The 13136-nt window shown below is 64.5% G+C and carries 17 protein-coding genes; 10 read left to right on the forward strand and 7 right to left on the reverse strand.

Annotated elements, in window-relative coordinates; genetic code table 11:
• Positions 1–156 precede the first annotated feature (156 nt).
• The gene (locus J4G43_RS36930) at positions 157–714 is read right to left on the reverse strand and encodes a PQQ-dependent catabolism-associated CXXCW motif protein (RefSeq protein WP_208087922.1); all 558 of its coding nucleotides are present in this window, start codon (positions 712–714) and stop codon (positions 157–159) included.
• Positions 711–1592, reverse strand: coding sequence for a substrate-binding domain-containing protein (locus J4G43_RS36935; RefSeq protein WP_208087923.1), 882 nt, complete (start codon positions 1590–1592; stop codon positions 711–713). Before J4G43_RS36935 ends, J4G43_RS36930 begins: the two co-directional genes overlap by 4 nt.
• 129 nt (positions 1593–1721) lie before the next feature.
• Here J4G43_RS36935 and J4G43_RS36940 point away from each other — a divergent pair, with 129 nt between their 5' ends.
• Positions 1722–2648, forward strand: a complete 927-nt coding sequence (locus J4G43_RS36940; RefSeq protein ID WP_208087924.1) for a quinoprotein relay system zinc metallohydrolase 2 — start codon at positions 1722–1724, stop codon at positions 2646–2648.
• A gap of 76 nt (positions 2649–2724) precedes the next feature.
• On the forward strand, positions 2725–3543 hold the full coding sequence (locus J4G43_RS36945) for a quinoprotein dehydrogenase-associated SoxYZ-like carrier (RefSeq protein WP_208087925.1): 819 nt from the start codon (positions 2725–2727) through the stop codon (positions 3541–3543).
• Positions 3544–3764: 221 nt separating this feature from the next.
• Here J4G43_RS36945 and J4G43_RS36950 read toward each other — a convergent pair whose 3' ends face one another.
• The gene (locus J4G43_RS36950; protein WP_014493633.1) at positions 3765–4124 is read right to left on the reverse strand and encodes a hypothetical protein; all 360 of its coding nucleotides are present in this window, start codon (positions 4122–4124) and stop codon (positions 3765–3767) included.
• A gap of 135 nt (positions 4125–4259) precedes the next feature.
• Between J4G43_RS36950 and J4G43_RS36955 the strand changes: the two genes are divergently transcribed.
• From J4G43_RS36955 to J4G43_RS36975, 5 genes are read left to right on the forward strand one after another with little or no spacing between them, the layout of a single operon-like run.
• The gene (locus J4G43_RS36955) at positions 4260–5207 is read left to right on the forward strand and encodes an ABC transporter substrate-binding protein (protein ID WP_208089513.1); all 948 of its coding nucleotides are present in this window, start codon (positions 4260–4262) and stop codon (positions 5205–5207) included.
• Position 5208: 1 nt separating this feature from the next.
• On the forward strand, positions 5209–5946 hold the full coding sequence (locus tag J4G43_RS36960) for an ABC transporter permease (protein ID WP_208087926.1): 738 nt from the start codon (positions 5209–5211) through the stop codon (positions 5944–5946).
• Entirely contained in the window at positions 5936–6676 is a 741-nt protein-coding gene (locus J4G43_RS36965; RefSeq protein ID WP_063981989.1) for an ABC transporter ATP-binding protein, read from the forward strand. The genes J4G43_RS36960 and J4G43_RS36965 overlap by 11 nt, the downstream gene beginning before the upstream one ends.
• A gap of 46 nt (positions 6677–6722) precedes the next feature.
• Positions 6723–7520 (forward strand): pentapeptide repeat-containing protein, encoded by a 798-nt coding sequence (locus J4G43_RS36970; RefSeq protein WP_208087927.1) that lies wholly within the window; start codon positions 6723–6725, stop codon positions 7518–7520.
• Positions 7521–7547: 27 nt separating this feature from the next.
• A complete protein-coding gene (locus J4G43_RS36975) occupies positions 7548–7895 on the forward strand; it encodes a hypothetical protein (RefSeq protein WP_166343210.1) in 348 nt (115 codons plus the stop codon).
• Between the two features lie 10 nt (positions 7896–7905).
• On the opposite strand, the gene J4G43_RS36980 is transcribed toward J4G43_RS36975, so the two are convergent.
• From J4G43_RS36980 to J4G43_RS36995, 4 genes are all read right to left on the reverse strand, one after another.
• Positions 7906–8115 carry a hypothetical protein gene (locus J4G43_RS36980; RefSeq protein ID WP_014493627.1) on the reverse strand — a complete coding sequence of 70 codons (210 nt, stop codon included), beginning with the start codon at positions 8113–8115 and terminating at the stop codon, positions 7906–7908.
• A 109-nt stretch (positions 8116–8224) separates the two neighbouring features.
• Positions 8225–9130, reverse strand: coding sequence for a DUF6662 family protein (locus J4G43_RS36985; RefSeq protein ID WP_208087928.1), 906 nt, complete (start codon positions 9128–9130; stop codon positions 8225–8227).
• A gap of 24 nt (positions 9131–9154) precedes the next feature.
• Positions 9155–9235 carry a pyrroloquinoline quinone precursor peptide PqqA gene (gene pqqA / locus J4G43_RS36990; RefSeq protein WP_012029362.1) on the reverse strand — a complete coding sequence of 27 codons (81 nt, stop codon included), beginning with the start codon at positions 9233–9235 and terminating at the stop codon, positions 9155–9157.
• A gap of 171 nt (positions 9236–9406) precedes the next feature.
• Complete coding sequence (locus J4G43_RS36995) at positions 9407–9799, reverse strand: lanmodulin LanM (protein WP_208087929.1); 393 nt, start codon at positions 9797–9799, stop codon at positions 9407–9409.
• A 339-nt stretch (positions 9800–10138) separates the two neighbouring features.
• Between J4G43_RS36995 and J4G43_RS37000 the strand changes: the two genes are divergently transcribed.
• Genes J4G43_RS37000 through J4G43_RS37010 form a run of 3 tightly spaced genes read left to right on the forward strand, consistent with a single transcriptional unit; the run spans position 10139 to position 13096 of the window.
• Positions 10139–11803, forward strand: coding sequence for a methanol/ethanol family PQQ-dependent dehydrogenase (locus J4G43_RS37000; RefSeq protein ID WP_208087930.1), 1665 nt, complete (start codon positions 10139–10141; stop codon positions 11801–11803).
• 10 nt (positions 11804–11813) lie between these two features.
• Positions 11814–12170 carry a c-type cytochrome gene (locus tag J4G43_RS37005; protein ID WP_063981983.1) on the forward strand — a complete coding sequence of 119 codons (357 nt, stop codon included), beginning with the start codon at positions 11814–11816 and terminating at the stop codon, positions 12168–12170.
• Positions 12167–13096: a type 2 periplasmic-binding domain-containing protein gene (locus tag J4G43_RS37010; RefSeq protein ID WP_208087931.1), complete on the forward strand. Its 930-nt coding sequence runs from the start codon at positions 12167–12169 to the stop codon at positions 13094–13096. Before J4G43_RS37005 ends, J4G43_RS37010 begins: the two co-directional genes overlap by 4 nt.
• The last annotated feature ends 40 nt before the right edge of the window (positions 13097–13136 follow it).

Consider the following 13136-nt stretch of genomic DNA (forward strand, 5'->3'; position numbering starts at 1 on the left):
GAATCCCTCCGCGGAAAGACGCTGGATTGCTTCGCTGTGCTCGCAATGACGACGAGGAAGCAGCGCGTATCTTCAACACCGCGCCCGCGGAGAATCCCCCTCACCCCAACCCTCTCCCCGCAAGCGGGGCGAGGGAGCGCACCTGCGCTCGCTCAACTACTGCTCTGGCCGCGGCTGCGGCTGCGTCTCCTCGGTCGGAAGGTTTGCGCGCTCCCAGCCGTCGGTGCCGTCGGGGTACCAGGCGACGTTGGCGTAACCGTCGGCCAAGGCGCGCTTGGCGGCGTTCCAGGACATCCAGCAGTCGGCCAGGCAATAGATCACCAGCAGCGCAGCCTTGTCGCCGCGCGCGGCGTGGGCGAGGCCGCGCTGGAAATAATCGTCCATGGCGGGCGGCAGCACGCCGTAGCCGGTGTCCGGCAGCCAGGTGCTGCCCGGTATGTTTTTTCGCGGCATATCGCGCCAGACGGTGCCTTCGGGAAGGTTCTTCGGCTTCGGCGCGCGCGGCAGCACGTCGATGAAGGCGCCGCTCTTCGCACGCCAGATTGCTTCGGCCTCCGCAGTCGTCAGCACGCGCGCGCCAGTGAGCGTCGCCGGCACCGGCGCGCGGTAATTGTCGGAGCGATACCCCTCGGGCTCGAACGGCTCCTGCTGCTGCGCCAACGCCGGCGCCACCAGAATGGCGGCAACCAGCGCAGCGGCAGCGCGCCGCCTCATGGCGTCTTCTTGGCCGTCTCCGCGCCGAGCGGCTTGTCGCTCTCGTCGAGCAGCGGCACGCCAAAGTCGATCAGTATCTTGTTGATCTCGCCCTGGTTCTCCTGGATCAGCTTGTTGAGCTGCCGCTTCCAGTTCTGGTCGGCGGGGCGCACGCCCATGCCGATGCGATAGACCAGCTTTGGCCCTGTGGTTTCCTTCACCAGCGGCGTGACATGCAACGAGCCGGCCTTCTTCGCATAATACCCGGCCATCGGCCCCCACAGCACGCCTGCGTCGATCTTGCCGGCGACGAGGTCGTCGACCATCGCCTGTGCGGAGCTGTCGAAGCGCGTGTCGATCATCAGGGGATAGGGTTTTGCATCGCCCATCAGGCCGGCGATCGCCATGTTGGTGGCCGGCGGCGTGCCGGCGACGATGCCGACATGCTTGCCTTTCAACTTCGGGTCTTCGAGCGTATCGACTTCCTCGAGCCCGCTGCCTGTTTTCGCGACCAGCGCGTATGACGTGCGATAATAGGGATTGGTGCCCTGCACGAGATCGTCGCCTTGCGGAAATCCCATGATGACGTCGCAGCGATGCGCGCCCAGCGTCATCCGCACGAAGCCGGTGGCCTGCGGGAAGAAGACGTAGTCGAGCTTCTTCTGGAGCTTGTCTGCGAGCAGCTCGGCGAGCTTGTTCTCGAACCCCTCGCCCTTCTCGTTCGAGAACGGCAGATTGCGCGGGTCTGCACAGACGCGCAGCACTTTTGGATCGACCAGCTCGAACGAGAGGTCGCCGGTCTCGCTGGTCTGCGCAATGGCGACGTCGCCGAATGCGCAGGATGCCACCAGGACCCACAGTGAAAACAACCAGCGACGATGTCGCCCGGCCTCCGTCATCGCGCTTCCTCCTCGGTTTGTTTGAATGCTAGCCATGCAACGCATGACGCGCCATGCTTTGCCAAACTTTGTGTTGGCTTTGGTTTGTTGCAGTGCAGTGCGGCAAGCCATCTGAACTGAGGCGGAAAAGTGTCTCGCATCGCTTCCTTGATCGCAGCCCTGTCCCTGCTGGGGACAGCAACGCTAGCACGCGCCGGGGCAGCCGAATTGCCTGTGAGCGAAGTCGCACCGGGAATCTTCGTGCACTCCGGGACCACCGCCCTCATGACCCGCGAGAACGAAGGCGACATCGCCAATGTCGGCTTCATCGTCGGCCAAGACGCAGTGGCGGTGATCGACTCCGGCGGCAGCCTGCGTGAGGGCGAGGCGCTGCTGGCGGCGGTGCGGGCTCGCACATCCAAGCCGATCCGCTACGTCATCAACACCCATGGCCATCCCGACCATGTCTTCGGCAATGCGGCCTTTGCCGCAGAGGGAACCAGCTTCGTCGGCCACAGCAAGCTGCCCCAGGCGCTGGCGACGCGCGGGCCGTATTATCTCGACAATTTTAGACGCATCATGGGTAGCGAATTGATCGATCCCGTGAAGATCGTGCCGCCCACCCTGCTCGTCGTTGATACCCTGAAGCTCGATCTCGGGTCGCGCCGACTCACCTTGCGGGCCTGGTCGGCCGGGCACAGCGACAACGATCTGACCGTGTTCGACGAGACCAGCAAGACGCTGTTCGCGGGCGATCTCGTCTTCCTCCGCCATATTCCGGTGATGGACGGCAGCATCCGCGGCTGGCTCGGCACGCTCGGGGAACTCGATAAAATTCCGGCGCAGCGCGTCGTGCCGGGTCACGGGCCTGTGAGCGACTGGCCTGCCGCGCTCGGCGACGAGCGGCGTTATCTCAGAACCCTGCTGGCGGACGTCCGGGCGTCGAACAAGAAGGGCGAGCCGATCCGGACTGCCGCCGACAAGGCGGCCGCATCGGAACGGCCGCATTGGCAATTGTTCGACGACTACAATGCCCGCAACGCAACCGCAGCATTTTCGGAAATTGAATGGGAGTAGTGGACGCGCTACGCTGGACGGGGGGTCGGCTGCGCCGACCCAGAGAAAACTGCTTCGTCCGCACGGGACCACGACCATGACGGGATGCACACGCCGCCTGCCCCTGATCGCCGCATTGCTCGGCATCGCCTTCGCTGTGCCGGCGAGCGCCGAGGAGGCTTACGATCCCTGGCCGGGCCTGGTGCAGGACATCTTCAGCAACCGTCCGATCAACGACGGCAACGACGTCATCGGCATCGAGATGCCTTATCGCGCCGAGGACGCGGCGATCGTGCCGGTGACCCTGCGCAGCAAACTGTCGCCCGCGGATAGCCGCCGCATCCGTTCGATCACCCTCGTCATCGACCGCAACCCGGCGCCGATGGCAGCGAAGTTCGAGCTCGGCGCAGATGCCAATGTCACCGAGATCTCCACGCGCGTGCGCGTCAACAACTACACCGACGTCCACGCGGTCGCCGAGCTCAGCGACGGCCAGCTCTACGTCGCCAAGGCCTATGTGAAGGCCTCGGGCGGCTGCTCGGCGCCGGCAGGAAAGAACATCGAGGAAGCCAGGAACCGGCTCGGCCAGATGCGCTACCGGCAATTCGCGCGCGAGGAGGCACCGGCCAGCCGCGTCCGCGAGGCGCAGATCATGATCGGCCATCCCAACAATTCCGGGCTGCAAATGGATCAGGTCACGCAGCTCTACGTCCCCGCCTTCTTCGTCAACCAGCTGAAGCTGACGCAGGACGACAGCCCCGTGCTGTCGATGGAGGGCGGCATCTCGATCTCGGAAGATCCCAACCTGCGCTTCACGTATGTGTCAAATGGCGCCAAGCGATTCCGTGCGGAGGCGAAGGACACGGACGGGCACGTGTTCCGCAATGAATGGGATGTGGAGAAGCCGGGGACGTGAGGCTCTGCCTTCCCTCCCCCTTCAAAGTCAAACGCGGTGCGGATGACTGTGCCCTCGCCCCTTGTGGGAGAGGGCAGCACCGCTGGTAGACAAAAATTCGTGGGGTTTGTCTCCGCGAGCTACTCTCTTGCGATAGTATTCGCGGAGGCATACCCCTCATCCGGCGCTTCGCGCCACCTTCTCCCGCAAGGGGAGAAGGGATCGCACCGTCTATGCGGCAGCTAGAAACACCTCACCTCGGCTTCCGCCTGCGCGCGGCGCAGATCGTTCACCGCCGAATTCGCCTGCTCGGACGTACGAAACTGGACGCCGAGATTGCCGCGCACCTGGGACATGCTCAGCGCCGTCTCGGCGGTGACGTAACGGTCATAGGACACGATCGAGGCCACCACGTCGATCGAGCAGGAGCATTGCTCGATCGACTGCCGGCTCTCGCCATTGGCCTTCATGCAGCCATAGACGTATTCGGCACGCGCCGAGGTCGGATAATCATTGGCCTCCTCGGCACGCGCGGCGTAGACGGTCGCAGCCCACACCGCCAATGCGGCGACAATCGGTCGTAGCTGTCCCGCCAGATTCATGAGCGTCCTCCCGCTGGTTGCGACGAAAGCTATGCTATGCGTATTGTCATGAAAAGCACTCCCTTCGAGGAAACGGCTCACAAGGTGATGAGAGCACTTGGTTTGAGAGCGCCTGGACGAACATTGGCGCTCGCGATGACGCTGGCGCTGTCGCTGGCCGCACCCGGCCGCGCCGCGGATACGATCCGCCTTGCAGTGCAGAAGACGGGAACATTCTCCTGGGAGCTGGCCGCGATCCGCGCCGGCGGGCTCGACAAGGAAGCCGATCTGTCGCTCGACGTCGCCGAGCTCGCGAGCCCCGAGGCCGGCAAGATCGCCCTGCGCGCCGGGAGTGCCGACATCATCCTGTCCGATTGGCTGTGGGTGTCGCGCGAGCGCGTGCTCGGCGCCAAGCTCACCTTCTATCCCTATTCCAGCGCGCTCGGCGCGGTGATGGTGCCCGCATCCTCGCCGCTCAAGACGCTCGCCGACCTCAAGGGCCGCAAGCTCGGCGTCGGCGGCGGCGCGATCGACAAGAGCTGGCTGCTGCTGCAGGCGCGGATGAAGCAGGACGGCATCGACCTGAAGTCCGATGCAAGCATCGTCTATGGCGCGCCGCCTTTGATCGCCGCCAAGGCGCTCGATGGCGAGATGGATGCGAGCCTCAACTTCTGGAATTTCTGTGCGCAGCTCGAGGCCAAGGGCTTTCGCCGCCTCGCCGGCATCGAGGACATTTTGCCGAAGCTGGGGGCCAAGGGCGCGGTATCCGCGGTCGGTTATGTCTTCGACGAGAGCTGGGCCGCAAGCCACCGCGATGCGGTGGCGCGTTTCATTGCGATGACCCGCAAGGCCAAGCAGCTGCTGGTCACCTCGGACGCCGCGTGGGAGAAGATCGCGCCGCTCACCGGCGCGAGCGATCCGGCCATCCTCAAGACCTACCGCGACCGCTATCGCGACGGCATTCCGCGCCGGAGCATCGTGGACGAGGAGGCGGATGCGCGCGTGCTCTATCGCGTGCTCGCCGAGATCGGCGGACGCGACCTGGTCGGGCCGGCGGCCGAGCTCGATCCCGGCACCTTCTATCACGCGGTCCCCGGAGACTGAGGTGCTGCGTCTTCTCTCGTTTTCCCTGTTCCTCGCGACCTGGTGGATTGCAGCGCTGTTCGTCGGCGGCGCAAAGCTGCCCTCCCCGCCTGCCGTGCTCAACGTCATCATCGCGGAAGCATCGAGCGGCGCCCTGTTCCTGCATCTCGGCGCCACGCTGGCGCGCGTCGCACTCGCCTTCGTGCTGGCGATGTCGCTCGGCAGCGCCATCGGCTATTTGATGGGACGGGTGAAGCTCGCCGACCGGCTCGGCGATCCCTGGCTGATCCTGCTGCTGAACCTGCCGGCGCTGGTCGTGATCGTGCTGGCCTATATCTGGGCCGGCCTGACCGAAGCGGCCGCGATCGCGGCGATCGCCATCAACAAGCTGCCGACCGCCATCGTCACCTTGCGCGAGGGCACCCGCGCGCTCGACCGTTCGCTGGACGAGATGGCCACCGTGTTCGCGATGCCGCGCTGGCGCGCGTTCCGCCATGTCGTGCTGCCGCAGCTTGCGCCCTATATCGCAGCCTCGGCCCGGTCCGGATTGTCGCTGGTATGGAAGATCGTGCTGGTGGCCGAACTGCTGGGACGGCCGAACGGTGTCGGCTTCGAGATCGGCATCGCCTTCCAGCTGTTCGACACGCCGCGACTGCTGGCCTATTCGCTCACCTTCGCCGCCGTCGTGCTCGTCATCGAAACCTTGCTGGTGCAGCCGTTCGAAGCCCGCGCAACACGGTGGCGGCCCCGTGCGGCTTGAAGTCGATATCTCCGGAAAGACATTCAGGAGTGCCGCGGGCGAAACGCACGAGGTGCTGGCCCCGGTCAGCTTCGCGCTTCAATCCGGTGAGGTCGGCGTTTTGATCGGCCCCTCCGGCTGCGGCAAGAGCACGATGCTGCGCATCATCCTCGGGCTCGACCGCGATTTCCACGGGACCATCGCGCGTCCACCGGAAGCGCGGATCGGGATGGTGTTCCAGGAGCCGCGGCTGCTGCCGTGGCGCTCGGTCGAGCAGAATGTGCGGCTTGCGGCTCCTGATATCTCCGAGGCGAAGCTGTCGGAGCTGTTCAGGATCCTGGAGCTGGAAGCGCATCGCAGCCACTTTCCCGGCGAATTGTCGCTGGGTCTTGCCCGGCGCGTCGCGCTGGCCCGCGCCTTCGCGGTCGAGCCCGATCTGCTCGTGCTCGACGAGCCCCTCGCCTCGCTCGACGACGCGCTCGCCGGCCGCCTGCGCGACGAGATCGCGACGCTGGTCGCAAGCCGCCCCATGATGACCCTGCTCGTCACCCACAGCCTCGACGATGCGATCCGCCTCGGCGACCGCTTGTTCTTCCTGTCGCCGCAGCCGGCGCGAATTCTGGCAGAAGTGCCCATCAGCATCCCGCGTGGCGCACGCGGCGACGCAGAGATCGCCGCGATCAGGGCGGACCTCGTGGCGAGAATCCAAGGCGAACATGGCGGCGAACACGCCGGGCGTGATGCCTCATAGGCAGCCACGCAAAGCGCGTGCTAAACAGGGCCCGTAGCGGAGCCCGATGATGAAGCGAATGGTCGCCCTCATGACGCTTGGTCTCGCTCTCGTCGCGACCATGGCGAGCGCGCAGGACATGATGCGTGACGTCGACCTCACGTCACCCGCGATGGTCTCCGCGGAAATGAGCCGGCAGGAGGTCGAGGCCATCCTGGCCAAAGCCAGCGCCGGGGCGCCGGCCGATTTCACCGGCAAGCGGTTGTCGGGGCTCGATCTCTCGGGTCTCGACCTTTCCACGGCGATTCTCCGTGCGGCACGACTCAACAAGACGAAACTCGCCGGTGCCCGTCTTGATCAGGCGATCCTCGATCAGGCGTGGCTGCTGGACGCTGATCTCGCGGGCGCGAGCCTGAAGGGCGCCAATCTGTTCGCCTCGCAGATGGCGCGCGCGCGTCTGGACGGCGCGGACCTGACCGGTGCTCGCATCGCGGCCGACCTCACCGGCGCAAGCCTGATCGGCGCCTCGATTGCGAACGCGCATCTTGGCGCCGATATGCGCAACCAGTCGATGGGGCTGATGCGCGCCGTGCTGCGATCCGCCAATCTGGAAGGATTGAACGCGCGCAATGCCGACCTGTCGCGCGTCGATCTCGAATTTGCCTCCCTCAAGGGAGCCGACCTGACCGGCGCATCGCTCAAAAATGCTCAGCTCGGCGGCGCCGACCTGACCGGAGCCACCGTCACTGACGCCGATTTCGAGGGCGCTGATCTTGCCTCGGCGAAGCTGATCGCGCCAATCGGCCTTGACCGCGCCAGGAATTTCGACAAGGCAAAGAACCGCGAGCGCCTGATCAGGGAATAACAGGCGCGGCTTTGGGAGGATCGGCTGATGCGTTGGTTTCTGGCTTTGATCGCGTTGTTGACGTTGGCCGGCGAAGCCGCCGCCCAAAGCAAGGGCAAGGGCATCCGGCTCTGGAATTTGACAACGGAGACGATCTCCGGCTTCCAGCTCTCGCCCGCCGGCAAGACCGAGTGGGGGCCGAACCAGTGCCTGAACGACAAGGACAAGGAGGTCGACCACGACGAGCGGCTGCGCATCACCGGCGTCGAACCCGGCCGCTACGACGCCAGGGTCAGCTATCCCAATGCGCGGCAGTGCATCGTCCGCGACATCGAGATCAAGGCGGACGCGGTGTTCTCGATCGCCGACAAGGACCTGAAGGACTGCACGAAATAACGAAGGCGGCTTACGCCTTGTCGTTCGGGTGTGGATATTCGCAGCGCCACCGCACCGCCTGCCACTTCGGATGGTCGCCGACCCATTGGGCGATATAGGGCGGCGCAGCCATCACGCATTGCCTCGGCGACCCCGCAAAGTTGAACACCAGATGCTGCTCCTCGCAGGTCGCAGGCGAGAGCACCGCACATACAGTCACCACCAGGTCAATCGGGTTCATGCCGGGATCCTGTCGCAAGGGGACAATGGAGATTAGCACAAAAGGTTACGTTCCGAGGAGCGGGAAGTTTCAAACGGACGGGATGGTCCCTCGAGGCGGAACAAACGCACTAGAAGTTTACCCCGAACACCAATCGAGCCTGATGACGCTCGAAATTGACGAGGTCGAGATTGCCGCCTGATCCGGCCGGGCGGCCCCAGGCCTGCATGCTCCAGCTCAGGGTGAGCCGCGACTTCTCCGATAGCTGGAAATAGGCGGTCGGACCGACAAACAGCGCCTGCCCCGAGAACTCACCGAGGCCGATGCCCTCATACTGGCGGAAGTAGCGCATCTCCCCACCGAGCAGAAAATTGGGGCGCACGCGCACCATGCCGCCAAAGGCAACGCCGATCGTCGAGCTCTTCTCGGACACCCCCGCCACCTCGAAGCGCGCCCATTCCGGCTGATAGATCAAATTGAGCGCTGCGATGGCGTAGTTCGGAATCAGCTCACGGTCGAAAGCGAGCGTGAATTCGGAGCCGTACATCCGTCCCTTCGCGCCGCTGGTCTCGTCGATGCGATCGCCATGCAGCTCGGCGGCGACAGTCAACCCGAACGGCGCGCGCTCGCGGTCGAGCAGGCGGTAACGCAGGTCGAGCGAGGCGCCCTGGAAATTGAACTGACGGCGGTCGTCGATATCAGGGACGCCGGTGATGTCATGCAGCGTGGCGGTGCCGCCGACCTCGATACGGAAGTTCGGCAGCGGCACGACTTCGATCTCGACCTCCTGCTGAAGAGCGCGATAAGTGCCGCCGCCCTTGCCGAAGCTCCCTGTCGTTTGGGTCTGGAATTCCCGCTCGCCGGGATTGCCGACGTCGGTGCCGATCATGAAGCCGAAGATGTGCTCGGTATCAAAGCTCTCTTCGGCACTGACACACGCCGGTGCAAGCGCAACACCGAACGCAATTGCCGTCCAGATCGTGTGGGCTCCAAGGCGCATTGCGAACACTACCACGGCTTCGACGGCGTTCGCCATCGAAGCCGCGGCAGGTCGTCAGTCTTACTTGCGCGCAGCGCAGGCGTACATGTTGATTTCCATGCCGACCGGCACTTCCACGATCTTCGGAGCTTTCCAAGCCATTCGGGTCTCCCAAGGGTATTGAGCGCGACATCGCGCGGGGCAAAACCTAGGGCTGCGTCAGGTGCAGCGCAAGTCTGGAATCGAAGCGCAAACACAGCGAACTGTCGCATTATGCTCGCGAATTTCCCTCTCGGGCAAATCGCCTTCGCTCCCAGTCAAGCGCCGCGTCTCTCACCGCAACAGGCGCAGCAGCGCGCGGCCGGCGCGCGAGTTCAGCTCCTTCGCATCCAGCGTTCCGTCCTTGTCGGGATTCGCTGCGTTGAAGCGCTGCTCCACCACCGCGAGATATTCGTCGAGCGTGAGAGTCCCGTCGCGATCGGGATCGGCGGCGGCGAGTTCCTTCGCCGTTAACCGTCCGCGCAATTCGCGCGCATCCAGCGTGCCGTCGTGATCGGGATCGAGCTTTGCGAACAGCGCGGCGGCCGCCTTCTTCACCTCGGCGAGATCGAGGGTGCCGTCATTGTCGGTATCGAACATCTTTACGGCGTTGCCGGAAGCAGCCCACGCTGGACCGGACAGCACTGCAATCGTGAGCGCAAGCGCAACTGTGCGACGTGAAATCATCAAACCCTCCTGACCAGACCCACGATTCGCGCGGGATCGAAACGACATAAGTCTACAAGCGAGCCCCGGTTCAAGTCCGGAATTGCAACCTGCGCACCGCACAACTCGCGGAACCCGACGGCCCGAGCAGAGCGGCCGAAGCCGGCACCGCTTCATGCCACGGAATTTTTTCAGCGTCTGCGCACAAGTTGAAGTCGGTTGTCAGGTTTCCGTCAGGTGACCCGCATCTGGCATCCAACATATCGGCGACGCACTTACCACTTTCGTATTGACGTGTTTTGCGTTCGGGCGGAGTGTTGCTTCCGCAGCGTCAAAAGGCGCGCATATTGGGAGGAACGGATGAAACGCTTTGCGATGGCCGCGAGCCTCGTCATGATTGCATCGACGTGTGCAAACGCCCAGACCACCGAGCAGCTGGTCAAGGGTGCGACCGATACATCGAACGTTCTCAACTACGGGATGGGCTACAATCTCCAGCGCTTCTCGACGCTGAACCAGGTCAACAAGGACACCGTCAAGAATCTCGTCCCGGTCTGGAACTACAGTTTCAACGACGATCGCAGCGAGGAATCGCAGCCGCTGGTGTACCAGGGCGTGATCTACGTGACCTCGCACAACGCCACCATGGCGGTCGACGCCAAGACCGGCAAGCAGATCTGGAAATCCAAGGTCGAGTATCCCGCCGAGACGCCGCGCATCGTCTGCTGCGGCATCATCAACCGCGGCGCCGCGCTCTATGACGGCAAGGTCTTCCGCACCACGCTCGACGCCAACGTGATCGCGCTCGATGCCAAGGACGGCAAGGAGCTGTGGCGGCAGAAGGCCGCCGACATCAAGGAAGGCCATTCGATGACGGTGGCGCCGCTGGTCGCCGACGGTGTCGTCATCACCGGCATCTCCGGCGCGGAGTTCGGCACCCGCGGCTTCATCGACGGCTGGGATCCGGCGACGGGCAAACATCTGTGGCGTACCCATTCGATCCCCTCGCCCGACGAGCCCGGTGGCGACACCTGGAAGGGCGACACCTGGAAGCTCGGCGGCGGCTCGACCTGGATCACCGGGTCTTACGATCCCGAGCTCAACACGGTGTATTGGGGCATCGGCAATCCCGGACCGTTCAACTCGGCGGTGCGTCCCGGCGACAACCTCTACACCTGCTCCGTGCTGGCGATGGATCCCAAGACCGGCAAGATCAAGTGGCACTACCAGTTCTCGCCGAACAATCCGTTCGACTATGACTCGGTGGCCGAGATGGTCCTCGCTGACATGAATGTCGAGGGCAAGCCGACCAAGGTGCTGATGGACGCGAACCGCAACGGCTTCTTCTACGTGCTCGACCGCACCAACGGAAAGCTGCTCGCGGCCAATCCTTACGTGAAGGTGAACTGGGCGACCGGCATCGACATGAAGACCGGCAAGCCGATCGAGACCGACGTCTCGAAGGACGCGCGCGACGGTAAGAAGGTCACCGTCTATCCGTCGATCCTCGGCGGCAAGAACTGGGAGCCGATGTCGTTCAATCCGCAGACCGGCCTCGCCTATGCCAACACGCTCGCCTTCGGCGGCAGGTACAAGACCGAGCCCGTCACCTTCAAGCAGGGCGAATGGTATCTCGGCATGGACCTCACCGACCTCTGGGAGTGGGGTGACGGCCCGCGCGGTCATCTGAAGGCGATCGATCCCATGACCGGCAAGGCCAAGTGGGAAGCGCCAAGCGACATCCCGCGCTTCTCGGGCGTGCTGTCGACCGCAGGCGGCGTCGTGTTCTCGGGCGCGCTGACCGGCGAGTTCGAGGCCTTCGATGCCGACACCGGCAAGAAGCTCTGGCAGTTCCAGACCGGCTCGGGCATCGAGGGACAACCGGTGACCTGGCAGCAGGATGGCGTGCAGTACGTTGCCGTCACCTCCGGCTATGGCGGCGTCTACTCGCTGTTCTCCGGCGACGAGCGGCTTGCCAAAGTGCCGCCCGGCGGCTCGCTGTGGGTTTTTGCGGTCAAGCAATAACCACGGCCCGATGCTGAAGGACATATCTCACAAGACGGTGGCGACGATCGCCACCGTCGCGGTGCTGACGGTCGCGCTTGCGGCGACCGTTCGTGCCGCGGACGATGCAACCGGCAATCCCGTGCAGGCACAGATCGACTATGGCAAGTCGACCTATACTTCGAAATGCTCGCACTGCCACGGCCCCAACATGATGAATTCCGGCACCATCACGCCGGACCTGCGCGCCTTTCCCGACGACAAGACGCGCTTCGTCACCACGGTGAAGAACGGCAAGAACAACAAGATGCCGCCCTGGGCCGACATTTTGAGCGACGACGAGATCGGCAATCTCTGGGCCTTCGTCTCGAGCAGGAGAAAGCCATGAGACCCTGGCTCGCCGCATGGAGCGTTGCCGCGATCCTCGCGGCGGCGACTACCGCCTCGCGCGCGGCCGAGGAGCCGCTGAAGGTTTGCCTCGATGAGGACCGGCCTCCGCTCTCGGTGCATCACAAGGGCAAGCCGGATTCCGGCTTCGACGTGCTGCTGGCGCAGGCAATCGCGGACCGGATCGGCCGGCCGCTGAAAATCCAGTGGTTCGAGAGCAAGCTGGACGAGGATTCGAGCCCGCAGCTCGAGGCCAACGCTTTGCTCTCCGACGGGCGCTGCTCGCTGGTCGGGGGCTATGCGCTGACGACGGATTCCCTCGTCAAGCCCGGCATGAAGACGGCACGCTTGCCGGATTTCGCCGGGGCCACGCGCGACGACCGGCGCCGCCGCGTCGCGCTCGGCGTGCTCGCGCCGAGTCAGCCTTACGTCTATTCGCCGATGACGGTGGTACTCGGGCCGAAAGCGCAGGGCCGCAAGATCGGCGACATCGGCGATCTCGCCGGCCTTCGCCTTGCGATCGAGAGCGGCTCGCTGGGCGATGCCATCCTGATGACCTTCGACAAGGGCCGCCTGATCGACAGCATCACCCATCTCGTCCCCGGCCGCGACGATCTCCTCGGCGCGCTCCAGCGCGGCGACCATGACGCGACGCTGATCGACCTCGGCCGTTTCGACGCCCACCGCGCCGCGCATCCCGACACGACAATCACCGCGTCGGGCTATTATTATCCGATCGGCGCCAATCGCGGCTATGTCGGGCTCGCCAGCGACGGCGCACTGATCGACGCGGTCAACAAGGCGCTGACCAGCCTTGCTGCCGAGGGCAAGATCGCCGAGTTCGGCAAGCAGGCCGGCCTCACCTATCTGCCGCCGCGCGAGCCCGCGGTGCTCGGCGATGTCTGGGCGAAGATCATTCAAAGGTGATTGCTGTGGCCGCCGCGAGCGGCGGCCACCTTCGACACAA

Origin of the sequence: Bradyrhizobium barranii subsp. barranii (assembly GCF_017565645.3) — a bacterium.
Taxonomy (GTDB): domain Bacteria; phylum Pseudomonadota; class Alphaproteobacteria; order Rhizobiales; family Xanthobacteraceae; genus Bradyrhizobium; species Bradyrhizobium barranii.